The following is a 25,408-nucleotide window of genomic DNA, read 5'->3' on the forward strand; positions in this document are numbered from 1 at the left end:
GGTGTCCGGCGGGCTCTTCGACGGCTACGGCGCTGCTTCGGCGGCCAGCGGCGCATGGGACGAGATGTTCACCGCCGACGGCGCCGTGCGCGAGTCCAGTGCGCATGTGCACGCAGCGCTGGCCAGCACGGCGGTGCGCGACCTGCGCGGTCGGGCGGACGCGCTGGCCACCTCCTACACCGACAAGGGCATCACCTTCGCCGTCGGTGGAGAGGAGCGCCCCTTCCCCCTCGACGTGGTGCCCCGCGTGGTCAGCGCGCAGGAGTGGGCCGTGGTCGAGGTCGGCGTCGCCCAGCGGGTCCGCGCCCTCGAGGCGTTCCTCGCCGACGCGTACGGCCCGATGCGCGCCGTGGAGGACGGCGTCGTCCCGCGCGGTGTCATCACCTCCTCCTCGCACTTCCACCGCGTGGTGGCCGGCATCGAACCGCCCAACGGGGTGCGGGTGCACGTGGCCGGGGTCGACCTCATCCGTGACGCGGAGGGCGTCTTCCGGGTCCTGGAGGACAACGTCCGCGTGCCGTCGGGCGTTAGCTACGTGCTCACCAACCGCACGGCGATGGCGGGCGCCATGCCCGAGGCGTTCAGCGACCAGCGGATCCGCCCGGTCTCGGCGTACCCGCGCCGGCTGCTGGCCGCGCTGCGCGCCGCGGCGCCCGTGGGCATCGAAGACCCGACCGTCGTCGTCCTGACCCCCGGGGTCTACAACAGCGCCTACTTCGAGCACGCGCTGCTGGCGCGCAGCATGGGCATCGAGCTGGTCGAAGGGCGTGACCTCGTCTGCCGCGGCGGCCGGCTGCACATGCGCACCACCGCGGGCCTGCGGCCCGTCCACGTGGTCTACCGACGCGTAGACGACGAGTACATCGACCCGGTGCACTTCCGCGCCGACTCGATGCTCGGGTGCCCGGGCCTGCTGAACGCGGCCCGCGCGGGCAACGTCACCATCGCCAACGGCATCGGCAACGGCGTCGCCGACGACAAGCTGCTCTACACGTACGTGCCCGACCTGGTGCGCTACTACCTCAGCGAGGAGCCCGTGCTCCCCAACGTGCCCACGTGGCGCCTGGAGGAGCCCGAGGCCCGCGAGGAGGTCTTCGACAGGCTCGCGGAGCTGGTGGTCAAGCCCGTCGACGGCTCCGGCGGCAAGGGCATCGTCATCGGCCCGGCCGCCAGCCCCGCCCAGCTGGAGAAGCTGCGCGAGACCGTGAGCGCCGACCCCCGCGGGTGGATCGCCCAGCCGGTGGTGCGCCTGTCGACGGTGCCCACCCTCGTCGGTGACCGCGTGGCCCCGCGCCACGTGGACCTGCGGCCCTTCGCCGTCAACGACGGCTCCCGCGTGTGGGTACTGCCGGGCGGACTGACCCGCGTGGCGCTGCCCGAGGGAGAGCTGGTGGTCAACTCCTCCCAGGGCGGTGGCAGCAAGGACACCTGGGTGCTCGCGGACGACCGCCCCGAGGAGCAGGCGCCGACGCGAGCGCGCGCCGCCGCCATCACGACGCTGCCGAGTGCTCCACCGGACCGGGGGCCGGGAGTCGCCGGCGCCGCTGACGTCAGGGACCAGCAGCAACAGCAACAGCAGCAGCAGGCCCAGCAGGCCCGGACAGGGGAGGAGCGGCCGTGCTGAGCCGGATCGCGGAGGCGCTGTTCTGGATCGGGCGCTACGTCGAGCGCGCCGAAGACACCGCCCGCCTGCTCGACGTGCAGCTGCAGCTGCTCGTCGAAGACCCCTGGCTCGACGAGCAGACCGCCTGCGCGAACCTCCTCGCCGTCATGGGTGCCCCGATGGAGGTCTCCGAGGACGGTTCCGTGCCCCCGGCTGACCGGCGCACGGTGCTGGAGAGGCTCGGGTACGACCCGTTCTCCAGCGCCTCGATCGTCGCGTCCATCGGCGGCGCCCGCGAGAACGCCCGCCGGGCCCGCGAGACCGTCTCCACGGAGATGTGGGAGGTGCTCAACACCGCCTACAACGCCGTGCCCTCGGGCCGCTGGCGCGCGGTGAGCCCGCACACCTTCTTCGCGTGGGTGCGCGACCGCACCTCCACCGTCACCGGCATCGCCGACTCCACCATGAGTCGCGACGACGGCTGGCTGTTCCTCACCCTCGGCCGCAGCATCGAGCGCGCCGACATGACCGCCCGTCTCATCACGTCCACCGCGAGCCTGGGCGGTCCCGCCAGCCGCTGGCCGTCGCTCCTGCGCGCCTGCGGTGCCCACGAGACCTTCCTGCGGACCTACCGCGGCCTGGAGGACGAGACGGAGGCCGCGGAGTTCCTCCTGCTCGACAGGCTGTTCCCGCGCTCCATCGTCCACGCCCTCGCGCAGGCGGAGAAGTGCCTGGCGGACCTGGAGTCGAGCGGGCAGCGAGCGGGTGTCTTCGACGAGGCGCAGCGGCGCCTGGGCCGGGCCCGCGCGGAGCTGGAGTACCGCCCGTTCGCCGACGTCCTGGCGCACCTGCCCGACGAGATGGAGCGCGTGCAGCGCACGTGCTCGGCCGCCTCCGACGCGGTGACCCGTCGGTACTTCTCCAGCGCCGAGGCGCTGACCTGGGTGGGGGGCATGTCATGAGTTCGCGGCTGCGCATCGCGCACCACACCGGCTACCGGTACGGCGCGCCGGTCACCAGCTCCTACAACGAGGTGCGGGTGGCTCCCATGACCACCCCGGAGCAGACGGCGCTGCGCACCCGCCTCGAGGTGCGCCCGGCGCCCTGGCAGCACGTCTACCACGACTACTGGGGATCCCAGGTCACGGTCTTCGAGGTGCACGAACCGCACTCCGAGCTCGCCGTCACCGCCACCTCCACGGTCGAGGTGGACCGGCCCAGCACCCCGCCCCCGGGCGGCGGCTGGGACGTGCTGCGCGACCCCCGCACCAGCGACGAGCTGATCGAGCTGCTCACGTGCTCTCCGGCCACGGCTCCGCCGCCGGAACTCGTCGAGCGCGTCACGGCCTTGGTCGACGCGGGCGCCAGCCCCGACGACCTCGCCGCCGAGGTGTGCTCGCAGCTGCACCGCGAGATCCGCTACGTGCCGGGCGCCACGGGAGTGCACTCGCACGCCGCCGACGCCTGGGGTGAGCGCGCCGGTGTCTGCCAGGACTTCGCCCACCTCGCCCTGGGGGCGCTGCGGACGGCGGGCATTCCCGCGCGCTACGTCTCCGGGTACCTCCACCCCGACCCGACCGCCCCCATCGGCGCCACCGTCACCGGAGAGTCGCACGCGTGGGTGGAGTGGTGGACCGGCGAGTGGTTCAGCTGGGACCCCACCAACGACGTCGCCCCGGGAGACCGTCACGTCATCGTGGCGCGCGGCCGGGAGTACTCCGACGTGCCGCCCCTCAAGGGTGTCTACGCGGGAGGCGCGCCCTCGGAGATGGTCGTCAAGGTGGACATCACGCGTCTGGCGTGAGCCGGGTCCGCACGCCGCCGTCGTCGTCCTCGTCGCGGAGAGCGACGGGGACGACGACGGCGGCACCCTTCACCGCGGTCTCGGCTTCCGCAGCCAGCGCCGCCGCGACCCGCGCCACGTGGGGTGGTCGCAACACCGATGCGTGGGTCGCGGGCAGGGTCTGAGTCACCACCTCACCCGTCAGCAGACCGTCCCAGGCACACGGTCCGTCGGGGTTGAGGTGACTGCGGAACACCAGGGTCCGCCCTGACCAGGGGCGGCGCCGGTGCAGCTGCGAGGTCCGCACCGCCAGTGCCTCGAGCTGCGGGGCGTCCAACGCGCCACGGCGCACTCCCAGCGTGCTGGCGAGCGCCGTCACGGCGGCGATCCGTCCGCCCCAGCGCTGGCCCACGTCGACCCTCGGGCCGCCGTCGATCGCGGGGACGGGGATACCGCCGGGCAGCTGACCCCGCAGCACGGCCCGTGGCCCGCGCGGCGCGTACGTGTCGAGCAGCGTCACGGACACCACCTGCTCGCCGGCCATCGTGAGCAGGCGCGCCACCTCGAGCGCCACGAGGCCGCCCATGGAATGACCGGCGACGACGTACGGCCCTCGCGGCTGCAGCGACCGCACCGCGGCCAGGTGGCGGCGGGCGGCGCGGCTGACCGACCAGTCGGGCGCCTCGCCGTCCTCCAGCCCGTGCGGCTGGTAGGCGACGAGCGGCTGCGACGGCCCGAGCGCTTCGGCGAGTCCCAGGAACGACAGGCCACTCGCGCCCGCCCCGGCGAAGCAGTGCAGCAGCGGGCGGCTGGGCGCCCGCTCCGGAGGGGTCAGGAGGACGACGCTGGCGGGCAGGTCCGGCCGGTCCCTGCGGGCTCCAGGCCTGAAGACCCCAGGGCTGCAGGTTCCTGCGCCCGCTGCTGCCGCGGCGACCACCTCGGCCAGCTCCCGCACCGTCGGGGCCTCGGCGACGTCGGAGGCCACCAGCGCCGCGCCCTGCTCGACACGCAGCACCGTGAGCAGCTCCTGCACGGCAAGGGAGTCACCGCCGAGAGAGGTGAACCTGTCGTCGCGGCCGATCGCCTCGAGGCCCAGCACCCGCCCCCAGGCCGCGGCCACCGCCTCCTCCCACCGGCCCACGGGCGGCTGCCGTGGCGGGCGCCGGGGGACGGGCAGCGCGGCCCGGTCCACCTTGCCGCGCTCGGTGCGCGGCAACTCGGCCAGGAGGACCACCTCGGCGGGCACCATCCACTCGGGGAGCCGCTCGAGCATCCGCCGCCGCAGGGCCGCGGGGGAGGGGCAGCGCACGTCGGGGGCGACCGCCGCGTAGGCCACCAGCTGCGTGGGGCCCTCGTCGGTGCACCGCACCGCGACGACGACCGCGTCGGTCACGCCCTCCTGCCCGCGGAGCGCCTGCTCCACCTCCACCGGTTCCACGAGGTAGCCGCGCACCTTCACGGCGTCGTCGGCGCGACCCCGCAGCTGCAGCGCGCCGTCGGCGCCGATGCGCGCCAGGTCGGACGTGCGGAACACCGCCCACCCGTCGGGGTCGGTCGAGAAGCCCCCTGCGGTCCCGGCGGCGGGTGGGCTCCCGGCAGAACTCCCGAGGTAGCCGCTCGCGAGCACCGCCGATCGGACCTGCAGCACGCCCGTGGTGCCTGCCGCGACGGGGACGCCGTCGTCGTCGACGACCTCCAGCACCACCCCCGGCAGCGCCCGACCGGGCGGGACGGCACCGGCGGGCACGTCGTCGTCGGGACCGATCACCTCCGCGGCCGTGTGCCAGGTCTCCGAGGAGCCCAGGCAGTTGGCCACCGTGACATGCCGCCCCAGCTGCTCGCGCGCCCGCGTGACGTCCGCCCCCTGCAGCGGCTCCCCACCGCAGACGACGCGGCGCAGGTCGGGCAGGGGTGAGCGGGTGGCACCGCACAGCCCCCGCAGCAGCGACGGCGTCACCCACGTGCTCTGCACGCCCTGCTCCCGGAGGAACGCCACGAGCGCCTCCGCGCCGCGCTCACGGGCGTCCATGACGTGCAGTGAGGCGCCCCCGAGCAGACCGGCGAACAGCAGCGTCTGCCCCATGGCGAAGGCCGGCGGAGCGAGCACCCCGAGCCGGGAGCCCGGCTCGGCGCCGAGCAGGTCGAGGCCGGTGAGCGCCCCGTCGACCACCTTGGCGTGCGACAGCACCACGGCCTTGGGGGTGCCGGTGGATCCCGAGGTGACGACGACGGACGCGGCGTCGCGACGCGCGGGGCGCGGGCGCTCCGCCTGCCACCGTTGCAGGGCGTGCTGCCCAGCTCTCTGCCCGGCCCGTTGCCCGGCTTCCCGCTCGGTCCCCTGGTCGCTCGGACCATCGAGGACGACGACCCGATCCGCCCCCACCAGGTCCGCGGCGGTGTTGGCGTGCGCGGCGTCGGCTACACACGCGATCGCCCCGGTGAGCTCGACCACCGCACGCAGGCGCGCGGTGGGCACCCCAGGGTCGAGGAGGACGAGAGGGCGGCCCGACAGGACGACGGCGACCGTCGCGACGGCCACGTCCACACTGCCCGCCGTGAGGGCGGCCACCGGCGCGCAGGGCAGCCCCGCGACCGACAGTTCGGCCGTGTTCTCGGCTCGTACGGCCTCGACGGAAGCTCCGATCCGCTCCACGAGCGCCGACCACGCGGTGGCGCCCGCCTCGAGCAGCTGCTCCCAGCTGAGGCTGCGGTCGACGTCCGCCACTGCCAGCTCGCGCCTGCCCTGCCGGGCGGCGCGCAACAGCGCATCGACGACGGAGTCGTCGCCGCCTCGGGGGAGCGGCGGGGTGCAGGAGATCACAGCGGCTCCAGGGTGGACCGTCGGCTCGTGGGGTCGTCGTGCGAAGGAGAGCATCCCCCCGACGAGCGTCCCAGCGGCGGCCGCACTGCTGGTTCACCACGTCACCCGATCAGCCGATGGGCAGCCGACCCACCGTCAACCGGCCTTCACCCGGCCGTGGGCAGCAGTTTCGGCGGGGTGCGCGCGTCGACGGCGGCCTCGAATGCCGCGGCGTAGCCGAGCACATCGACGTCGTCCCACTGGGCGCCCGTGAAGGTGATGCCGATGGGCAGCACGTCGGCGGGGCCGGCGAACCCGGCCGGCACGGTGACGGCCGGGTAGCCGGCGACGGCGGCCGGTGTCGAGCTGGCGTACACGAAGGCGGGCGGCTCGCCGTCACGGTTCTGATAGCTGATGAGGTCCGGTGGTGTGTTCGTCAGCGAGACGATGGCGGCCAGGTCGTCGTCGGCGCCGGGTCCCTGGGCGAGCACGGTGTCGATGGCGGCGCGCGCCAGCCGCCGGGCGTCCGCGCGGGCCGTGGCGATCTGCGGGGAGTCCGCGCGCGGGCCGGAGGCGGCGGAGGTGAAGGTCTCCTGGCCGAACAGCGACAGTTCGACCGGGTCGGCGATGTTGAACGCGATGAGGTCGTCGAGGGTCTTCGGCTGCGCTGCGCCAGTGGCCTCCGGGGCGAGGCCGCCCAGGTAGGCGTCGACGTCGCGCTCGAACTCGGGCCCCAGCGCGAGGCCCTCACCGGCGCCCACGGCGTCCTGGTCGGGCAGCTGCACCGGCACGAGCGTGGCGCCGGCCTTCTGCAGCGCCGCCACGGCCGAGGCGTAGACGGCCTCGGTGCGGTCGTCGACGGCGGCGGACTGCTCCGGCGTCAGCGTCCAGTACCCGAACCGCTCCCCGGACAGCGACGGCCCGTTGCCCTCCACCACGCGCCCGAACGACGTGTCGACGTCGGCGGGTCGCTCGAGGGTCGCCGGGTCGGCAGCGTCCGTGCCGTCGAGCGCCTCCATGGCCAGCGCCGCATCGACGGCGTGCCGTGCCAGCGGGCCGGCCGTGTCCTGCTCCAGCGACAGCGGCACCACGCCGGTTCGGCTGACCATGCCCAGCGTGGGCTTGACGCCGACCAGGCCGTTGGTGGCCGCCGGGCACACGATCGACCCGTCGGTCTCGGTGCCGATGGCCAGCTGCGCCAGCGACGCCGCCACGCCCGCCCCGGAGCCGGAGGAGGAGCCGCACGGGTCCCTGTCGAGCGCGTACGGGTTGCGGGTCTGCCCGCCCACCCCGCTCCAGCCGCTGGTGGACGACGTCGAGCGGAAGTTGGCCCACTCCGACAGGTTCGCCTTGCCGAGGACGACGGCGCCCGCCGCGCGCAGCTGCGCCACGAGCGAGGCGTCGGGCGCGAGGTTGCCCAGCAGCGCCCGGGAGCCCGCCGTGGTGGGCAGCCCGGCGGACCCGATGTTGTCCTTGAGGAGCACCGGAACGCCCTCCAGCGGGCTCCGGGCGCCGTGGGCGGCGCGGTGCGCGTCACTGGCGCGGGCCTGCTCGAGCGCGGTCGGGTCCAGCGCGAGGACGGCGCCGACCTGCGGGTCGACGTCGTGGATGCGCTGCAGGTACGCGGCGGTCAGGCCCTCGGCCGTCAGCCCCCCGCGTCCGATGCGCTCCTGCAGCTCCGGGACGGTCAGCGGGTCGAGGTCGAGCTGGGGCACCTGCAGCCCCGCTGCCCGGGCCGCGGCGAGCAGCTCTGCGGCCTGTGCCGGGGCGGCGGTGCCGGTCTTGGCGGGATCCGCCGCGGTGGGGCCTCCGGCGGCGCCCGCGGCTCCCACGCCCGCGGGCCCGGCGGCCTCGACGTCTGCGGCCGGCGGAGCGGTCGGGTCGAGGTCGGCGGCGGACGCGGTCAGCGCGCCCGCGGGCATGATCAGCACGGCGGCCAGCGCCGAAGCTGCGGCGCGGGGTGCTCGGCGGGCGGAACGTGACACGGCAGCCTCCCGGGGTGCTGTGCGCCGGCTCGTCGACGGATGGACCGGCTGGGCGTTCGGGTGGTTCGTCACCGTACGGGCGGTTCGTCCCGGTGTCTCCCGGGGGTGGGGCAGTCCGACCCCTGGAGGGCGCCGGGCGAGCGGGGAGGGGACGTCGTCGCCAGGAGCTGTGAAGCGTTGGTCCCTTGGGAGTGGTCGGCCGGTCGGCGATGGGGCCAGTGCTTCACAGCTCTCCACCACGGACCCGGCGCCCGGCGTCGTCCCCGCCGTCGGCAGCTGCGCTGCATGGGAGCATGGGCCGGTGCCAGCGTCCCCCACGTCGTCGTCCGCCGGGCTGGCGGGCATCCAGCCCGCGTCCACGGCGCCGGAGCGCCTCCGCAACTTCTGCATCATCGCCCACATCGACCACGGCAAGTCGACCCTGGCCGACCGCATGCTGCAGATCACCGGCATCGTCGACGCGCGCGCCATGCGGGCCCAGTACCTCGACCGCATGGACATCGAGCGCGAGCGCGGCATCACCATCAAGAGCCAGGCCGTGCGCATGCCGTGGACGCCGAGCGGCACCGGCCTGGAGAGCTCCGCCGGCCAGGCGTACGCCCTCAACATGATCGACACCCCGGGCCACGTCGACTTCACCTACGAGGTCTCGCGCTCGCTGGCGGCCTGCGAGGGCGCCGTGCTGCTGGTCGACGCCGCCCAGGGCATCGAGGCCCAGACGCTGGCCAACCTCTACCTGGCGATGGAGAACGACCTCGCCATCGTCCCCGTGCTCAACAAGATCGACCTGCCGGCGGCGCAGCCCGAGCGGTACGCCGAGGAGCTCGCGGGCCTCGTGGGCGGCGACCCGGCCGACGTGCTGCGGGTCTCCGGCAAGACGGGCGTGGGCGTCGAGGCGCTGCTCGACAGGATCGTCGACGTCGTCCCCGCCCCCGTGGGAGACCCGGACGCGCCGGCACGAGCCATGATCTTCGACTCCGTCTACGACACCTACCGCGGCGTGGTCACCTACGTGCGCGTGGTCGACGGGGTGCTCCGCCCCCGCGAGCGGATCGCCATGATGTCGACCCGCGCGCAGCACGACCTGCTGGAGATCGGCGTCTCCAGCCCTGAGCCGACGCCCTCCGAGGGCCTGAGCGTCGGTGAGGTGGGCTACCTCATCACCGGTGTGAAGGACGTGCGGCAGAGCCGCGTCGGCGACACCGTGACGTCGGCCGCCAAGCCGGCCAGCGAGCCGGTCGGCGCCTACGAGGACCCCAAGCCCATGGTGTTCTCGGGGCTGTTCCCCATCGACGGGTCCGACTACCCGCTGCTGCGCGACGCCCTCGACAAGCTCAAGCTCAACGACGCCGCCCTGGCCTACGAGCCCGAGACGTCGGTGGCGCTCGGGTTCGGGTTCCGCTGCGGCTTCCTCGGGCTGCTGCACCTGGAGATCACCCGCGACCGGCTGGAGCGGGAGTTCGGGCTCGACCTCATCTCCACCGCGCCGTCGGTGGTCTACGAGGTCACCCTCGACGACGGCCGCGAGGTGACCGTCACCAACCCCAGCGAGTACCCCTCCGGCAAGGTCGCCGAGGTCCGCGAGCCGGTGGTCAAGGCCACCGTGCTCACCCCGGCCGACTACATCGGCACCGTCATGGAGCTGTGCCAGCAGCGCCGCGGCGAGCTGCAGGGCATGGACTACCTCTCCGAAGACCGGGTGGAGATGCGCTACCGCCTGCCGATGGCGGAGATCGTCTTCGACTTCTTCGACGCGCTGAAGTCGCGCACCCGCGGGTACGCGAGCTTCGACTACGACGTCGACGGAGACCAGGCCGCCGACCTCGTCAAGGTCGACATCCTCCTGCAGGGCGAACAGGTCGACGCGTTCAGCGCCATCGTCCACAAGGACAAGGCGTACGCCTACGGCGTGATGATGGCGAGCAAGCTGCGTGAGCTCATCCCGCGCCAGCAGTTCGAGGTGCCGGTGCAGGCCGCCATCGGCGCGCGGGTCATCGCCCGCGAGACCGTCCGCGCGATCCGCAAGGACGTCCTCGCCAAGTGCTACGGCGGTGACATCACCCGCAAGCGCAAGCTGCTGGAGAAGCAGAAGGAGGGCAAGAAGCGGATGAAGATGGTCGGCCGCGTCGAGGTCCCTCAGGAGGCGTTCATCGCCGCGCTCTCCACCGACGCGCCCACCGGCAAGGACGCCGCCACCAAGAAGTAGCGCTCAGCCGTCGTCGGAGCCGCAGCGGGCGATCATTGCCCGCTGAGGGCCGGCGCTGCCGCCCAGGTACTGCCCGATGTCGGTGAACCCGGCGCGCGCGTAGGCCCGCAGACCAGCGTGGTTGCATTCGTTGACGGTCAGGACGACGACGCGCGCCGGTCCCGCCGAGCCTCGTGCGACCTCGGGCGCCAGCGCCACGGCCGCCCGCGCGGCTGCGGTGCCGAACCCGCGGCCCTGGTGGTCGGCGCCGATGACGACCGAGCGCAGCAGCACCGCGGTGGCCGGGTCCTCGCCGGCGGCAGCAAGAAGGCGCGCGAGCTCGGCGTCCTGGTCGGGGTCCGCGGTGCCGGTGTGCAGGACGCCGGCGCCGACCACCTCGCCGTCGTCGTCGTGGTGTCCGTCGTCATCGCTGGCGACGACGACGAAGGGCGTGCGGGCCGGGTCCGCGAACGCCAGCGGGAACGAGTCCGCCGGCACCGCCGCGAACCGCTGCTGCTCGGCGCTGATGCGCAGCCGGCTCGCGGCGGCGAGCAGCGCGTCGTCGTCGGGCCCCACCACCACGAGCCGCACTCCCACGCCGCCATCCTCCCCCCAGGGCTGTGGCGCTGGAGCGCATGATCGTCGCCAGGGGGCGGGGGGCCAGCGAGGACCCTCGCCCCTCTCCCGCACGATCATGCACCTGCGCGCCACATCCCCGGCATGATCGGGCGCCGTGGGAACCCTGACCGCCGTTTGCCGAGTCCACCAGCTGCTGCCCGACGAGGGATCGGTGGGCGTCACCGCCATCGACAAGCGCCCCGTCGTCGGGCCGGTGCGGGTGAAGGCGCTCGGGGCCTACGGCGACGTCCAGACCGACCGCGAGCACCACGGCGGACGCGACAAGGCGCTGTACGCCTACGCGCAGGAGGCCGCCGACCGCTGGGCCGCCGAGCTGGCGCGCGAGGTGCCGCCGGGGCTGTTCGGCGAGAACCTGCGCACGTCAGGGGTCGACGTCGACGGCGCGGAGATCGGCGAGCGGTGGCGCATCGGCACCGGCGAGGACGCCCTTGAGGTCGAGGTGACGATGCCCCGGACGCCGTGCGCGACGTTCGCGCGGCGGCTGGGGGAGGAGCGGTGGGTGAAGCGGTTCACGCGCTCCGGCGTCCCGGGCGCCTACCTGCGGGTGGTGCGACCGGGGACGATCAGCGCCGGTGATGCGGTGGAGGTGCTCCTCCGTCCGGGGCACGGCGTGGGGGTGGGTCGTTGGCTGGCCGACGCTGACCCCGCCGACGCGCGGACGCTGCTGGCGTGCGCGGCGGATGGCGGGCTCGACCTCGCGCCCGACCTGCGCGAGGCGCTGCTCCCAGCCTCGCGCCGATGAGAGACCACCCGCCGGGTGGGGCCCGCCTGGCGCGCAAGCCAGCAGGGTCAGGGTCAGCGGGGTTGTAGCGCCGCCACCATGACCACCTGCGGGTCGGCGGCCTGCGCCATCCACCGCGCCCCGCTGTCGGCGAATCCCGCTCGGGCGTAGGCGGTGCGCGCTGCGGCGTTCGACTCGTGCACGCACAGCACGAGCAGATCCGCCTCCGGCTCCAGCGCGTGCGCCAGCGCCCGGGCCTGCCGCGCGGCCGCCGTCCCGTAGCCGCGGCCCTGGTGGGGGCGGCCGATGTAGAAGGCGCGCAGCAGCAGTCCGCGCGCCGGGTCGTCGAGGAGGTGCTCGAGGTGCCCGCGCCGGTCGAGCGTGCCGAAGCCGACCACGCGCTCACCGCTACCGGGACCGGGCAGCTGTGCCATCACCGCGAACGGCACGCGCAGCGCATCGGCGCTCGCGGGCGGGTACGTCATCGACGCGGGCAGGCAGTACCTGTCCTGCCCTGGGCCGGGCTTGAGCGCCAGCACGGAGGCGAGCAGGCGCGGGTCGCTGGCCTCGGACAGCGGCTCCAGCCGGACCGCCGGCAGCGGCCGGGGTGCCTTGGCAGCTCCTCCTCCCACGCCCCCATCCCAGCACCAGCGCTGCAGCAGCCCGCGCACCACCCGCCCCACCCTTCCCGCACTTGCCGCGGAAAGTGCGCCACCGACCCCCTCGATTCCGCACTTGCCGCGGAAAGTGCGGGAAGGAGGGGAAGCGAGCGGAAGGGGCGGGGCGGCGCGGGTGCGACGATGGACGGCGATGAGCCCCGCCCTGCCCGACGGCGATCCCGCCCCCGCCGACGGGCTCCTCCCGCCGACAGCGGCGACCGGCGCCGGCGCCCGTGACCTCGGCGTCTACCTGCACGTCCCGTTCTGCCGGGTCCGCTGCGGCTACTGCGACTTCAACACCTACACCGCCGCCGAGCTCGGCCCGCCCGAGCTGCCCGGCGCCTCCCAGGCCGGGTACGCCGGAGCGCTCGTCGAGGAGGTCGCGCTCGCGGCCCGCGTGCTGCGCGCCTCGGGGCTGCCCGACCGCGAGGTCTCCACCGTCTTCGTCGGCGGAGGCACCCCGACGCTGCTGCCCGCCGCCGACCTCGCCCGCGCCCTCGATGCCGTGCGCGAGCACCTCGGCCTGGCCGCCGGTGCCGAGGTCACCACCGAGGCCAACCCCGACTCGGTGACCCCCGCTTCCCTCGCGCAGCTCGCGGAGGCCGGCTACACGCGCGTCAGCTTCGGCATGCAGTCGGCGGTGCCCCACGTGCTCGCCGTCCTCGAGCGCACCCATGACCCGGCCCGCGTGCCGCAGGCCGTCCGCTGGGCGCGCGAGGCGGGCTTGGCCGTCAGCCTCGACCTCATCTACGGCGCGCCGGGGGAGTCCCTCGCGGACTGGCGCACCAGCCTCGACGCCGCGCTCGCCTGCGAGCCCGACCACCTCTCCGCCTACGCCCTCGTGGTGGAGGAGGGGACGGCGATGGCCGCGCGCGTGCGTCGCGGCGAGCTGCCAGCGCCCGACCCCGACGACGAGGCCGCCCAGTACGAGCTCGCCGACGCCGTCCTGCGTGACGCCGGCTACAGCTGGTACGAGGTGAGCAACTGGGCGCGCACACCCGCCGACGCCTGCCGCCACAACGTCGCCTACTGGCGCGGCCACGACTGGTGGGGCGCCGGCCCCGGCGCGCACAGCCACGTCGGCGGCGTTCGCTGGTGGAATGCCAAGCATCCCGCCGCGTGGGCCCGCCGCCTGGCCGCCGGTACCAGCCCGGCGGTGGGTCGGGAGGTTCTCGACGACGACGCGCGCGCGGTCGAGGCCGTGCTGCTCGGCGTCCGCCTGGCCGAGGGACTGCCGGCCTCGCTGGTCCCGGCGGCCGGCCTGGCGCAGGTGCCCCGCCTGGTCGCCGACGGCCTGCTCGAGCCCCCCGCCGCAGGGGTGCCCGGACGCAGCGACGCCCCCGACGGCGACCAGCCGCGACTGCGGCTGACGCTGCGGGGGCGCCTGCTGGCCGACGCCGTCGTCCGGGCCCTCCTTGGCTGGGAGGGTCAGGACGACGACGTCACCGGCGTCACTTCACGAGCCGCCAGTTGACCGGGTACCGGTAGTCGATGCCCTGGTTGGCCTTCACCGCCGCGATGATCACGAAGACCAGGGCCACGATCACGAAGGGCAGGTACAGCAGCCCGCCGATGCCGAACGTGATGATGGTGACGACGCCGAGCGCCAGCGCGACGATGTTCACGAGGATCTGGAAGTTCAGCGCCTCGGCCGACTGGCTGCGGATGAACTGGCCGCGGTCGCGCAGCACCAGGTAGATGACCAGCGGCCCCACGAACGTCAGCCCGATGAGGGAGCTGACGATCGACGAGACGTGCGCCAGGCAGGCCCACAGGCGCTGGTCCTGTGGGCTCATCTCGACGGCGTGACCCTGCTGATACGGCTGCTGGTACCCCGGTTGCCCGTACCCCTGCCCGTATCCCTGCTGGTACCCGGGCTGCGGGTAGCCCTGCTGTGGGCCGGGGGCCGAGTACCCCTGCTGGCCGGGGTGGGCGTACTGCTGCTGGGGCGGCGGCTGCTGGCCGTAACCGGGCGGTGGCTGCTGGGCGTACTGCCCTTGCTGCTGGCCGTACGACGGGGCCTGCTGGCCGTAGGAGGGGGCTGACGCACTGGAGGGCGGGGACGTCGGTGGCGTCGACGAGGCGCTCGGCTCGGTCGGCTGCTCGCCGTAGCCGGGGCCGTACTGGCCGTAGGCGGGCGGCGGCATCTCCCCGGGCTGCGCGTCGGGCTGGTCGGCCGGTCGGCCGGGCTGCTCGGACACTTCTCCTCCTCGGGGCCCGTGGTGGGACCGCGGACCCGCCCCCCAGCGTCGCGGAAACCCGCGCGCGGCACCAGCGCCCCACGCCCGGACGGCGGCGTCGTCGTCGTCCTGAGGGAGCGGCTCAGCGGTCGAGCTGGTCTCCGGTGACGAAGTCGATGAGTTCCTCCACCCGTCCCGACAGGGTGGGCTCGAGGTCACCGATGGTCCGCACGCTCGCCAGCACCCGTTGCCAACCGCGGGCGAGGTCGGCGGGGGTCTCGCGTGGCCAGCCGAGAGCTTCCAGCACGCCCTCCTTCCACGGGCGTCCGCGGGGCACCACCGGCCAGGCGTCCAGGCCGAGACGCGCCGGGCGCACCGCCTGCCACACGTCGACGTAGGGGTGCCCGACGACGAGCACGTGGTCGGCGGCGCCCGGAACCCCGCGCAGCGCGTCGGCCACCAGGCGCGTCTCCTTGGAACCGGTGACGAGGTGGTCGACCAGCACGCCGACGCGTCGCCCCGGCCCGGGGCGGAACTCGGCGACGGCGGCGGCCAGGTGGTCGACGCCCTGCAGCCCCTCGACGACGACCCCCTCGACGCGCAGGTCGTCGCCCCAGACCTTCTCGACGAGCTCGGCGTCGTGCTTGCCCTCCACCCAGATCCGCGAGCCGCGGGCCACGCGGGCGCGGGCACCCTCGACGGAGAACGACCCACTGGCGGTGCGGCCCGGCCGCAGCGGCGCCGCCCCCGAGGCCGTGCGGGCCGTCGGGGGTGGGCCCACCGGTGGCACGAGCTTCACCGGCTGGCCCTCCTCGAGGAACCCGGCGCCGAGCGGGAAGGATCGGGTGCGGCCCTTCCAGTCCTCCAGGACGACGACGTGCACGCCCCCGGCCTTCTCCACCCGGACGACCGCGCCGCTCCACCCGGTCTCGACGTCCTCGACCACGAGGCCGGGGGTGGCAGGCACCTCGCGGCTGGCGGCACGGGCGCGACGGCGGCCGGTGGTGGGATCGGTGACGGTGTCACCGCGGCGCAGCGGGCCACGGGCTCCCCACCCGCCGTAGCGGTCTGCGGAGCTGCTCGGCTGCCTCGGGGGTGTCGGGGGAGTCGGCACCCGTTCGACGCTACCTGCGGTGGCACGCCGACGGCGTAGCATTGGCACTCCAGACTCTTGAGTGCCAGGCGCCGTCGAGTGCCAGCCGCCGGTCGGCGCTCGCGCAGAGTCTCGAGCAGTTCCACGAGCAAGTGCTGCACCCGACGAGCAGGGAGGACGCACGTGACCGAGCCCCGGCGTCTCGCCGTCCTGCGGGCCATCGTCGAGGACTACGTCGCCACGCAGGAGCCCGTCGGCTCCAAGGCCCTGGTAGAGCGCCACGCGCTCGGGGTCTCGCCGGCCACGATCCGCAACGACATGGCTGCGCTCGAGGAGGAGGGGCTCATCGCCCAGCCCCACACGAGCGCCGGCCGGATCCCCACCGACAAGGGCTATCGCGCCTTCGTCGACGGGTTGCCCGCGGTGCGGCCGCTGTCGCCGGCGGAGCGGCGTGCCATCGACAGGCTTCTGGGCAACGGCGAGCCGGTCGACCTCGACGAGGTGCTCGAGCGCACCGTGCGGGCGCTGGCGCAGCTGACCCACCAGGTAGCCGTCATCCAGTACCCGTCCCTGGCGCGTGCCCGGGTGCGGCACGTCGAGCTGGTGCAGCTGGCCCCACGGCGCCTGGTGCTCGTGCTCATCACCGACAGCGGTCGCGTCGAGCAGCGGTCGGTGGAGATACCCCCGGACGCTCCCGAGGTCGTGGCCGACCTGGTCACCGAGCTGCGCGGGCGGCTGAACGCGGCCACGGCCAGCCGCCGCTCGGACGAGGCGGTCGCCGCGCTGGACGGCGTGGTGGCCACCTGGTCGGCGGCCCGCCCGGAAGACTCCGCCGCTGCGTCCGTGGTGGCGGCCGCGCTGCGCTCGGCTCTGGACGCCACCCGTGAGGAGCGGATGGTGCTGGCCGGCACCGCCAACCTCGTGCGCGGCGCCGGGGGCTTCTCCGCCTCCGTCGCGCCGGTGCTGGAGGCCATCGAGGAGCAGGTGGTGGTGCTGCGCCTGCTCGCGGAGATGGCTGACGACCCGGCTAGCGGCGTCTCGGTGCGCATCGGCCGCGAGATCGTGCACAGCGGCCTGTCCGACGCCGCGGTCGTGGCGTCCGGGTACGGCTCGGGGGGCGAGGTCGTGGCGCGGCTGGGCATCCTGGGGCCGACGCGCATGGACTACCCCACCTCTATCGCGGCGGTCCGCGCCGTCGCCCGCTACCTCAGCAAGGTCCTCGCGCCGTGACCGGCCCCCATGCCGCGGCTGCACCCTCGCCTCGCCCGCCCCGTCGGACCCCTCGACTCCTCTCCCGACCGTTCAGGAGCAGCTGACCCGTGCCCACCGACCACTACGCCGCCCTCGGGGTGCCGCGCGACGCGAGCACCGAGGACGTCAAGAAGGCCTACCGCAAGCTGGCCCGCCAGCTGCACCCCGACGTCAACCCCGACGCGGGTGAGCGTTTCAAGGAGGTCTCGGCCGCCTACGAGGTGCTGAGCAACCCCGACAAGCGCCGCATGTACGACGCCACCGGCAGCTCCGGGGGGCCGGGCGGTTTCGGCGGCGGGTTCGGCGCCGGTGGTCAGGCCTTCGACCTCGGCGACCTCTTCGGCTCGTTCTTCGGCGGCGGTGCCGCCCGCGGCCCCGTGCCGCGGGCACAGCCGGGCCAGGACGCGCTCCTCCGGCTCGAGGTCGACCTCGCGGAGGCGGTCTTCGGCGCGGAGCGCGAGATCACGGTGGACACCGCCGTCGTCTGCCCCACCTGCAACGGCAACTGCGCGCAGCCGGGCACGCAGGTCCGCACCTGCGACGTCTGCCACGGCCAGGGGCAGGTGCAGCGCGCCGCGCGCTCGCTGCTCGGGCAGGTGCTCACCACGTCTCCGTGCCCCGCCTGCGGCGGCTACGGCACCACCATCCCCGACCCGTGCAACGAGTGCGCCGGAGACGGCCGCGTCCGGCGCCGCCGCACGCTGACCATCCGCGTGCCCGCCGGTGTCGACACCGGCACCCGGATCCAGCTCTCCGGCCAGGGCGAGGTCGGCCCCGGCGGCGGGCCCGCGGGTGACCTCTACGTCGAGGTCGTCCAGCGCCAGCACGACCTGTTCACTCGCCGCGGCGAGGACCTCCACGCCACGCTGGCCGTGCCCATGACCGCCGCCGCGCTCGGCACCGTCGTGGAGATGGAGACCCTCGACGGGCCGCGCGAGGTCGAGGTGCGTCCCGGCACCCAGCCCGCCGAGGTCGTGACCCTGCGCGGGCTCGGCGCCTCCCGTCTGCGCTCGGGCGGCCGGGGCGACCTGCACGTCCACATCGACGTCCAGGTGCCCAAGGCCCTCGACGACGAGCAGGCCGAGCTGCTGCGCCAGCTCGCCCGGCTGCGCGGGGAGGAACGCCCCGAGGGCCGCTTCTCCCCGGCCTCCGGCGGGGTGTTCTCCCGCCTCAAGCGGGGCTTCGCCGGCGGTCGCTGAAAGGCGACGACGCAGCCGACGTTTCGCTCGAGGGGTCAGTCGACGTAGAAGGTGACCTTGGCCGGCCCCTCGGGCAGGCCCTCGCCGCCGGACTCGTCGGGCGCCCACACCTCGGCGGTGCACGGCGTGCAGGTGCCCTTCTGCACGGTCTGCGAGATCGAGAACTCGCCGATGTCGCCGTTGGCGCCGGCCATCGTGTTCCCGTCGGACAGCACCGTCCCGTCGGCCTGGGTGATCTTCCAGAGCAACGTGCCCTCGAAGGCCGTGCCCTGCCCGACGATGCCCATCGGGCCGGCGGGCAGGCGCTGTCCCTCGACGGGTGCGGTGATCACCACGGACTTCGAGAGCCCGGTGCCGGTGGCCGCGGGGCCGGGTGCCGTGGCGGCGGTGCCGCTGGCCGTCGCGGTGCTCGTGGTGGAGGGCGACGACGACGAACTCGCGCCGTCCGTGCTGCTGGCGCTGCCGCCCACGGGCTCGGTCTGCGGTGACTGCTGGCCGCAGGCGGTCAGCAGCAGGGCCAGGGCGGCGGCGGACCCGGCGGCGACGGTGGCTGCGCGCCGCGCGCGCAGGGTCCGGAGGTGGGCGTGCATGTCTCGTTCCTACCCTTCCGGGCACCCGGTGGGGGGACGAACGCGACCATGCGTCGCGACCCGGCGTCACGGGCGTGGGTACCGTCGGGGCGTGTCCCAGGATCCCGACTGCCTCTTCTGCCGGATCGCCGCCGGCGACATCCCGGCCACCGTCGTGGCGCGCACCGAGCGCGTGGTCGCCTTCCGCGACGTGGCTCCGCAGGCGCCGCTGCACGTACTCGTGGTCCCGGTCGACCACCACCGCGACGTACCCGCCCTGGCCGCAGCGGACCCGGAGCTGCTCGCCGAGGTGACGCGCACCGCGCAGCAGGTGGCGCAGGAGCTCGGCGACGGGCAGTTCCGCTTCGTCTTCAACACCGGCGCCGGGGTGGGACAGAGCGTCTTCCACGTGCACGGCCACGTGCTCGGCGGGCGTCCGATGGGGTGGCCGCCCGGCTGAGCAGCGGGCCGTCCGGAGTTCATCAGCGGATCGTTGTCGGCGCGTTGTCGGTCCTGCGGGCTACCCTTGACCTCGATCGGCCCCGGTCAGGGGCCCGGCCCGTAGGAGCCTGGGGCGTCCAGCCCCTCCCATGCCCGACTCCATCCCGCCCGCCGGCCCCGCGTCCGCTTCGGGCGCGCGCCCCGCGGGCGCCCCGCCCGCCGTCGTCCACACCATCGTCGTGCCGCCCGAGGTGCCCATGGTGGCCCTGCTCGGCACCCGTGACGAGCTGATCCGCGCCGTCGAGAAGGCCTTCCCCCGGGCCGATGTCCACGTCCGCGGCAACGAGGTCACCGTGACCGGCGCCCCCGCCGACGTCGCCCTGGTCGAGCGCCTGCTCGACGAGATGACCACTGTCGTGCGTGCGGGGCAGCTGCTCACGGTCGACGCCGTCGAGCGCTCCCTCGGCATGCTCCGCGCGCAGACCGCCGAGCGCCCGGCCGACGTGCTGACCATGAACATCCTGTCCGGGCGCGGTCGCTCCATCCGCCCGAAGACGCTCGGCCAGAAGCGCTACGTCGACGCGATCGACAGCCACACCATCGTCTTCGGTATCGGCCCCGCAGGCACCGGCAAGACGTACCTGGCCATGGCTAAGGCCGTGCAGGCGCTGCAGGCCAAGCAGGTCAACCGGATCATCCTGACCCGCCCCGCCGTCGAGGCGGGGGAGCGGCTCGGCTTCCTGCCGGGGTCGCTGACGGACAAGATCGACCCGTACCTGCGGCCGCTGTACGACGCCCTGCACGACATGCTCGACCCGGACTCGATCCCGCGGCTCATGGCTGCCGGGACGATCGAGGTCGCGCCGCTGGCCTATATGCGTGGCCGGTCGCTCAACGACTCCTTCGTCGTGCTCGACGAGGCGCAGAACACCTCGGCCGAGCAGATGAAGATGTTCCTCACCCGCCTCGGGTTCGACTCGAAGATGGTCATCACGGGTGACTCCACCCAGGTCGACCTCCCCACGGGCACCCAGTCGGGTCTGCGCGTCATCGAGTCGATCCTCGGAGGCATCGAGGACATCCACTTCTCCCGCTTGACCAGCCTCGACGTGGTCCGCCACCGGCTGGTGGGCGAGATCGTCGACGCCTACGGCCGCTGGGACGAGGCGCACCAGCAGCCCGCGGCGGCACCGCGCGCGCCGCAGGGCCGCCGCAGCGGAGGCCCCAGGTGACCGCGCAGTGAGCGTCGAGGTGGTCGACGAGTCGGGCTTCACCGACCCCGCCGGCACCGGCGGCCCGGGTGTCTCGGTCGACGAGATCTCCGAGCTCGCGCGCTTCGTGCTGGGTGAGATGCACGTGCACCCCGGCGCCGACCTGTCGGTGATCCTCGTCGACACGACGGCCATGACCGCGCTGCACGTGCAGTGGATGGACGAGCCCGGGCCCACCGACGTCCTGAGCTTCCCCATGGACGAGCTGCGCCCCGGCAGCGAAGACGACCCCACGCCCGCCGGGCTCCTCGGCGACGTGGTCGTGTGCCCGGAGGTCGCCGCGCAGCAGGCGCGCGAGTCCGGGCACTCCACCGCGGAGGAGGTGCTGCTGCTCGTGACGCACGGCATCCTCCATCTGCTCGGCTTCGACCACGCCGAGCCCGACGAAGAGCGCGAGATGTTCGCGCTGCAGCGCCGGCTGCTGTTGACGTTCCTGGCGCGTCGGCGCCAGCCGTCGTGATCCCGCTGTGACCCCCGTTCCCGACGCCTCCCTGCCGTGGCTGGCCGTCGCCGCGGTGCTGGGCCTCGTGGTGGCGGGCTACCTCGCCGCCGCGGAGGCGGCGCTGTCCCGCCTGACCCGCGCGGAGGCCCAGCGCCTCGCCGCCGACGGACGTCGCGGGGCACCAGCGGTGCTGGCCCTCGTGGCCGACCCGGTGCCCGCCCTGTCCGTGGCCACCCTCGTGCGTGTCACGTTCGAGGCGCTGGCCACCGTCTGTGCTGCCCTGGCCTCTGCCGCGCTGTTCTCGCAGTGGTGGGCGGGCCTGGTGACCGGCGTCGTCATGGGCGGGGTGGTGTTCACCCTGCTCGGCGTCAGCCCCCGCACCGTCGGCCGTCAGGACCCGGAAGGCATGGCCCTGCGCTCTGCCGGTCAGCTGCGCGCCCTCACCACGGCGTTGGGTCCGGTGGCGCGTGGACTGGTAGCGGTGGCCAACGCCGTCACGCCCGGCCGCGGCTACCGCGACGGCCCGTTCTCCACCGAGGGTGAGCTGCGCGAGCTGGTCGACAGGGCGAGCGAGTCCGCGATCATCGAGGCCGGCGAGCGCGAGATGATCCACTCCGTCTTCGAGCTCGGTGACACCATCGTTCGCGAGGTCATGAGCCCCCGCACCGACATGGTCACCATCGCCGAGGACGCCGGCCCCCGCGAGGCGCTTGACCTGTTCCTGGCCTCCGGCCACTCCCGGCTGCCCGTCATCGGGTCCACCGTCGACGACGTCCTCGGCGTGCTGCACCTCAAGGACGTCGTGAGGGTGCTCCACGACAGGCCGGTCCGGCGCCGCGGCGCCACCGACCGCGCCCGAGACCTCGCCCGCCGTCCCGTCTTCGTGCCCGAGACCAAGCAGGTCGATGCGCTGCTCCGGGAGATGCAGAGCGCCTCGCTGCACCTGGCGCTCGTCATCGACGAGTACGGCGGGGTCGCCGGGTTGGTGACCCTGGAGGACCTCCTGGAGGAGATCGTCGGCGAGATCACCGACGAGACCGACACCGAGGAGCCCGATGTCGTGCCCTTGGAGGACGGCGGCTTCCGTGTCAGCGCCCGCCTGCACGTGGAGGACCTCGGCGACCTGTTCGGCCTGGAGGTCGAGGAGGACGAGGTCGACTCCACCGGTGGCCTGCTTGCCAAGGCCCTCGGCACGGTGCCGGCGGTGGGCGACGAGGCCGAGGTCGCCGGGCTGCACCTGCTCGCCGACGAGGTGGACGGGCACCGCATCGTCACGGTGGTGGTGCACCGCGCGCCCGAGCCGGAGCCCGACGAGGACGACGACGACCGCGAGCGCGCCGAGCGTGAGAAGGCCGAGCGCAAGCGGGAGAAGCGGGAGCGCAAGGAGCGCGAGCGCAAGCAGCAGGAAGAGGAGCGCGAACGCCAGACGCTCCATGACCAGACGCTCCCTGAGGAGCGCATCCGCGCTACGGAGCAGCAGCAAGAGCAGGAGCTCGTCCACGGTGATCACTGACAACAGCAGCCCCACCGAGCGGGGGCCGGACGAGCACCGCTCGGGCTTCGCGTGCCTGGTGGGCCGGCCCAACGCCGGCAAGTCGACCCTGACCAACGCGCTGGTGGGCGAGAAGGTGGCCATCACCTCCTCCCGTCCGCAGACCACGCGGCACACGGTGCGGGGGGTGGTCCACCGGCCCGACGCGCAGCTGGTGCTTGTCGACACCCCCGGGCTGCACCGCCCGCGGACGCTGCTGGGGCAGCGCCTCAACGACCTCGTGCTCGCGACGCTGTCCGAGGTCGACGTCATCGCCTTCTGCCTCCCGGCCGACGAGCGCGCCGGCCCCGGTGACCGGTGGATCGCGGCGCAGCTGGCGGAGGTGCGCCGCACGCCCGTCGTCGCCGTCGTCACCAAGACCGACAAGGTCGACCGGGGCCGCCTGGCGGAGCGGCTGCTGGAGGTCACGGCGATGGGGGAGGAGGACGGTCATCGGCCGTTCGCCGACGTCGTGCCGGTGTCGGCCACGGGAGACTTCCAGGTGGGTGCCGTCGCCGACGTGCTCTGCTCCCACCTCCCGCCCGGGCCGCCGCTGTACCCCGAAGGCGAGCTCACCGACGAGCCGGAGGCCGTCATGGTCGCCGAGCTCGTGCGTGAGGCGGCGCTGGAGGGCGTGCGTGACGAGCTGCCGCACAGCCTGGCCGTCGTCGTCGACGAGATGACCCCGCGGCTGGGGGAGGACGGCGAGCCGACCGGCCTCCTCGAGGTGCACGTGCTGCTGTACGTCGAGCGTGACAGCCAGAAGGGCATCGTCATCGGCCGCGGCGGGGCCCGCCTCAAGGAGGTCGGCACCACCGCCCGCCAGGGCATCGAGGCACTGCTGGGCACCCGGGTGCACCTCGACCTCCGCGTCAAGGTGGCCAAGGACTGGCAGCGCGACCCCCGGCAGCTGGCGCGGCTGGGCTTCTGACCGGCTGGACCCCTCGGCCGGCAGCTCGGTTGGCGGGCTGCGGCGCGCCTGGACGGCGCGCGGCAGGGCGGGTGGCCTTTCGGGGCGGCCGAGGGGTAGGTTGGCCGGGATGTTCGCGGTGAGCCTCCTCCTCGGCTGCCGCGACGAGGTCTCGCAGCCCTAGGTCGGCTCCCTCGTCGCGGAGTCCCGTCCTGCCGGCCGCCCCCCCACGGGGCTGCTCGTCGCAGCCCGGACCCCAGGAGAACTACGTCATGCGCAGCACCCAGCAGCCGTCCCCGATGGCCGCGCACCGCTACCCCCCCTTCGCCTTCGGCGTCGACCTGCCCGACCGCACGTGGCCGGGCCGCCGCATCGAGACCGCGCCGCGCTGGTGCGCCGTCGACCTGCGCGACGGCAACCAGGCCCTCATCGACCCGATGGGCCACGACCGCAAGCTGCGGATGTGGGACCTGCTGGTCTCCATCGGCTACAAGGAGATCGAGGTCGGGTTCCCCTCGGCCTCCCAGACCGACTTCGACTTCGTCCGGTTCCTCATCGAGACCGGCCGCATCCCGGACGACGTCACCATCCAGGTGCTGACCCAGGCGCGCGAGCACCTCATCGAGCGCACCTACGAGGCGATCCGCGGCGCGAAGACCGCCATCGTGCACCTGTACAACTCCACGTCGGCGCTGCAGCGCGACGTCGTCTTCGGCATGGACCGCGACGGCATCGTCGACCTGGCCCTGCAGGGCGCGCGGCTGTGCAAGAAGTTCGAGGAGGGTCTGGCGGGGCAGACCGAGGTCTTCTACGAGTACTCCCCGGAGAGCTACACCGGCACCGAGCTCGACTTCGCGGCGCGGATCTGCAACGAGGTCATCGACGTCTTCGACCCGACCCCCGAGCGCAAGATGATCATCAATCTGCCGTCCACGGTGGAGATGAGCACGCCGGACCTGTACGCCGACTCCATCGAGTGGATGATCCGCAACATCCACCGCCGCGACGAGGTGCTCATCTCGCTGCACCCCCACAACGACCGCGGCACCGCGGTGGCCGCCGCCGAGCTGGGCCTCAAGGCCGGTGGCGACCGCGTCGAGGGCTGCCTGTTCGGCAACGGTGAGCGCACCGGCAACGTCGACCTGGTCACGCTGGCACTGAACCTCGTGGTGCAGGGCGTCGATCCCCAGGTCGACCTGCGCGACATCGACGCCGTCCGCCGCACCGCGGAGCACTGCAACCAGATCGGCGTCCACGAGCGGCACCCCTACGCGGGCGACCTCGTCTACACCGCCTTCTCCGGCTCCCACCAGGACGCCATCAAGAAGGGCTTCGACAAGATGGCCCAGCGCGCAGCGGCCGCGGGGATCTCCGTCGACGACGCCGAGTGGGCCGTCCCGTACCTGCCGATCGACCCGCGCGACGTGGGCCGCTCCTACGAGGCCGTCATCCGCGTCAACAGCCAGTCCGGCAAGGGCGGCGTGGCCTACCTCATGCGCACCGAGCACTCCCTGGACCTGCCGCGCCGCCTGCAGGTGGAGTTCTCGCAGGTGGTGCAGGCCCGCACCGACGCGCAGGGCGGTGAGGTGACCGCCGCGCAGCTGTGGGAGATCTTCACCGACGAGTACCTGCCTGCCGCCGACCACGCCCCCGCCGGTTCAACGGCGACGGCGTGGGGCAAGTTCGCGCTGCGCGGCCTGCGCACCGACTCCTCCACCACCCGCGAGGGCGGCACCGGAGGCGTCGACAGCATCGAGGTCGACCTCCTCGTCAACGGCACCGAGGTCACGGCCACCGGCGCCGGTAACGGCCCGATCAGCGCGTTCGTCGCGGCGCTGGCGTCCCAGGGCACGGCCGTCGCGGTGCGCGACTACTCCGAGCACGCCCTCGGTGCGGGCGGTGACGCCACCGCGGCCGCGTACGTGGAGTGCGAGGTCGGCGGGCGGGTGCTGTGGGGTGTCGGCATCGACCCCAACACCACGGTCGCGTCGCTGAAGGCGATCGTCTCCGCGGTGAACCGCGCCGCCCGCGGCTGACCCCGCCCTTCCCTCGACGATCAAGGAAGCCCTGCACCGCTCCACTCGGTGACGATCAAGCGTGTCCGCGCCACATCGGAGCCGTGCGAGCCGTGAGAGTGCGCAGATGG

The 25,408-nt window shown here is 74.0% G+C and carries 21 protein-coding genes; 14 read left to right on the top strand and 7 right to left on the bottom strand.

Annotation, left to right across the window (positions count from 1 at the left end; all coding sequences use genetic code 11):
• Positions 1-64: 64 nt before the first annotated feature.
• The 3 genes from BXY45_RS09105 to BXY45_RS09115 are packed head-to-tail and all read left to right on the top strand — an operon-like array spanning position 65 to position 3,407.
• Complete coding sequence (locus BXY45_RS09105) at positions 65-1,624, top strand: circularly permuted type 2 ATP-grasp protein (RefSeq protein WP_109774063.1); 1,560 nt, start codon at positions 65-67, stop codon at positions 1,622-1,624.
• Complete coding sequence (locus BXY45_RS09110; protein WP_109774009.1) at positions 1,618-2,565, top strand: alpha-E domain-containing protein; 948 nt, start codon at positions 1,618-1,620, stop codon at positions 2,563-2,565. Before BXY45_RS09105 ends, BXY45_RS09110 begins: the two co-directional genes overlap by 7 nt.
• Entirely contained in the window at positions 2,562-3,407 is an 846-nt protein-coding gene (locus tag BXY45_RS09115; RefSeq protein WP_109774010.1) for a transglutaminase family protein, read from the top strand. Before BXY45_RS09110 ends, BXY45_RS09115 begins: the two co-directional genes overlap by 4 nt.
• Here the strand turns inward: BXY45_RS09115 and BXY45_RS09120 are convergent.
• Together BXY45_RS09120 and BXY45_RS09125 are read right to left on the bottom strand one after the other, a co-directional pair.
• The gene (locus BXY45_RS09120; RefSeq protein WP_170131406.1) at positions 3,391-6,207 is read right to left on the bottom strand and encodes an alpha/beta fold hydrolase; all 2,817 of its coding nucleotides are present in this window, start codon (positions 6,205-6,207) and stop codon (positions 3,391-3,393) included. The genes BXY45_RS09115 and BXY45_RS09120 overlap by 17 nt on opposite strands.
• A gap of 146 nt (positions 6,208-6,353) precedes the next feature.
• Positions 6,354-8,171: an amidase family protein gene (locus BXY45_RS09125; protein ID WP_211319392.1), complete on the bottom strand. Its 1,818-nt coding sequence runs from the start codon at positions 8,169-8,171 to the stop codon at positions 6,354-6,356.
• 301 nt (positions 8,172-8,472) lie between these two features.
• Here BXY45_RS09125 and lepA point away from each other — a divergent pair, with 301 nt between their 5' ends.
• Positions 8,473-10,377 carry a translation elongation factor 4 gene (gene lepA / locus BXY45_RS09130; RefSeq protein WP_342799528.1) on the top strand — a complete coding sequence of 635 codons (1,905 nt, stop codon included), beginning with the start codon at positions 8,473-8,475 and terminating at the stop codon, positions 10,375-10,377.
• A 3-nt stretch (positions 10,378-10,380) separates the two neighbouring features.
• On the opposite strand, the gene BXY45_RS09135 is transcribed toward lepA, so the two are convergent.
• The gene (locus BXY45_RS09135; protein WP_170131407.1) at positions 10,381-10,953 is read right to left on the bottom strand and encodes a GNAT family N-acetyltransferase; all 573 of its coding nucleotides are present in this window, start codon (positions 10,951-10,953) and stop codon (positions 10,381-10,383) included.
• A 136-nt stretch (positions 10,954-11,089) separates the two neighbouring features.
• On the opposite strand from BXY45_RS09135, the gene BXY45_RS09140 reads away from it, so the two are divergent.
• Positions 11,090-11,737 (top strand): MOSC domain-containing protein, encoded by a 648-nt coding sequence (locus BXY45_RS09140; protein ID WP_109774012.1) that lies wholly within the window; start codon positions 11,090-11,092, stop codon positions 11,735-11,737.
• Positions 11,738-11,790: 53 nt separating this feature from the next.
• On the opposite strand, the gene BXY45_RS09145 is transcribed toward BXY45_RS09140, so the two are convergent.
• Positions 11,791-12,348, bottom strand: a complete 558-nt coding sequence (locus BXY45_RS09145) for a GNAT family N-acetyltransferase (RefSeq protein ID WP_146211143.1) — start codon at positions 12,346-12,348, stop codon at positions 11,791-11,793.
• A gap of 178 nt (positions 12,349-12,526) precedes the next feature.
• Between BXY45_RS09145 and hemW the strand changes: the two genes are divergently transcribed.
• Positions 12,527-13,849, top strand: coding sequence for a radical SAM family heme chaperone HemW (gene hemW / locus BXY45_RS09150; protein ID WP_109774014.1), 1,323 nt, complete (start codon positions 12,527-12,529; stop codon positions 13,847-13,849).
• Here the strand turns inward: hemW and BXY45_RS09155 are convergent.
• Both BXY45_RS09155 and BXY45_RS09160 read right to left on the bottom strand, forming a co-directional pair.
• Complete coding sequence (locus tag BXY45_RS09155; protein ID WP_109774015.1) at positions 13,827-14,576, bottom strand: DUF4870 domain-containing protein; 750 nt, start codon at positions 14,574-14,576, stop codon at positions 13,827-13,829. The two genes, hemW and BXY45_RS09155, sit on opposite strands and share 23 nt — an antisense overlap.
• A gap of 121 nt (positions 14,577-14,697) precedes the next feature.
• On the bottom strand, positions 14,698-15,669 hold the full coding sequence (locus BXY45_RS09160) for a DUF3097 family protein (protein WP_245961713.1): 972 nt from the start codon (positions 15,667-15,669) through the stop codon (positions 14,698-14,700).
• Between the two features lie 162 nt (positions 15,670-15,831).
• Here BXY45_RS09160 and hrcA point away from each other — a divergent pair, with 162 nt between their 5' ends.
• Both hrcA and dnaJ read left to right on the top strand, forming a co-directional pair.
• Positions 15,832-16,878 (top strand): heat-inducible transcriptional repressor HrcA, encoded by a 1,047-nt coding sequence (gene hrcA / locus BXY45_RS09165; protein ID WP_109774017.1) that lies wholly within the window; start codon positions 15,832-15,834, stop codon positions 16,876-16,878.
• Positions 16,879-16,967: 89 nt separating this feature from the next.
• Positions 16,968-18,098 carry a molecular chaperone DnaJ gene (gene dnaJ, locus BXY45_RS09170; RefSeq protein ID WP_109774018.1) on the top strand — a complete coding sequence of 377 codons (1,131 nt, stop codon included), beginning with the start codon at positions 16,968-16,970 and terminating at the stop codon, positions 18,096-18,098.
• A 35-nt stretch (positions 18,099-18,133) separates the two neighbouring features.
• On the opposite strand, the gene BXY45_RS09175 is transcribed toward dnaJ, so the two are convergent.
• Entirely contained in the window at positions 18,134-18,688 is a 555-nt protein-coding gene (locus BXY45_RS09175) for a Gmad2 immunoglobulin-like domain-containing protein (protein ID WP_109774019.1), read from the bottom strand.
• 91 nt (positions 18,689-18,779) lie between these two features.
• Here BXY45_RS09175 and BXY45_RS09180 point away from each other — a divergent pair, with 91 nt between their 5' ends.
• The 6 genes from BXY45_RS09180 to leuA all read left to right on the top strand — a co-directional run bounded on the left by BXY45_RS09180 (position 18,780) and on the right by leuA (position 25,298).
• Positions 18,780-19,127, top strand: coding sequence for a histidine triad nucleotide-binding protein (locus BXY45_RS09180; RefSeq protein WP_245961714.1), 348 nt, complete (start codon positions 18,780-18,782; stop codon positions 19,125-19,127).
• A gap of 130 nt (positions 19,128-19,257) precedes the next feature.
• Positions 19,258-20,340, top strand: coding sequence for a PhoH family protein (locus BXY45_RS09185; RefSeq protein WP_109774021.1), 1,083 nt, complete (start codon positions 19,258-19,260; stop codon positions 20,338-20,340).
• A gap of 7 nt (positions 20,341-20,347) precedes the next feature.
• Entirely contained in the window at positions 20,348-20,839 is a 492-nt protein-coding gene (ybeY, locus tag BXY45_RS09190) for an rRNA maturation RNase YbeY (protein WP_109774022.1), read from the top strand.
• Positions 20,840-20,846: 7 nt separating this feature from the next.
• Positions 20,847-22,334, top strand: a complete 1,488-nt coding sequence (locus tag BXY45_RS09195; protein ID WP_109774023.1) for a hemolysin family protein — start codon at positions 20,847-20,849, stop codon at positions 22,332-22,334.
• Positions 22,324-23,283 carry a GTPase Era gene (gene era / locus BXY45_RS09200; RefSeq protein WP_170131395.1) on the top strand — a complete coding sequence of 320 codons (960 nt, stop codon included), beginning with the start codon at positions 22,324-22,326 and terminating at the stop codon, positions 23,281-23,283. The genes BXY45_RS09195 and era overlap by 11 nt, the downstream gene beginning before the upstream one ends.
• A 251-nt stretch (positions 23,284-23,534) precedes the next feature.
• On the top strand, positions 23,535-25,298 hold the full coding sequence (gene leuA, locus BXY45_RS09205) for a 2-isopropylmalate synthase (RefSeq protein WP_109774025.1): 1,764 nt from the start codon (positions 23,535-23,537) through the stop codon (positions 25,296-25,298).
• Positions 25,299-25,408 lie beyond the last annotated feature (110 nt).

It is taken from the genome of Quadrisphaera granulorum (assembly GCF_003149145.1).
Taxonomy (GTDB): domain Bacteria; phylum Actinomycetota; class Actinomycetes; order Actinomycetales; family Quadrisphaeraceae; genus Quadrisphaera; species Quadrisphaera granulorum.

Excerpts from the sequence above, each read along its gene's own strand:
- BXY45_RS09115 (WP_109774010.1), top strand. The coding sequence starts at position 2,562 with ATGAGTTCGCGGCTGCGCATCGCGCACCACACCGGCTACCGGTACGGC.
- BXY45_RS09185 (WP_109774021.1), top strand. The coding sequence starts at position 19,258 with ATGCCCGACTCCATCCCGCCCGCCGGCCCCGCGTCCGCTTCGGGCGCG.
- leuA (WP_109774025.1), top strand. The coding sequence starts at position 23,535 with ATGCGCAGCACCCAGCAGCCGTCCCCGATGGCCGCGCACCGCTACCCC.
- BXY45_RS09105 (WP_109774063.1), top strand. The coding sequence starts at position 65 with ATGTTCACCGCCGACGGCGCCGTGCGCGAGTCCAGTGCGCATGTGCAC.
- hemW (WP_109774014.1), top strand. The coding sequence starts at position 12,527 with ATGAGCCCCGCCCTGCCCGACGGCGATCCCGCCCCCGCCGACGGGCTC.
- BXY45_RS09175 (WP_109774019.1), bottom strand. The coding sequence starts at position 18,688 with ATGCACGCCCACCTCCGGACCCTGCGCGCGCGGCGCGCAGCCACCGTC.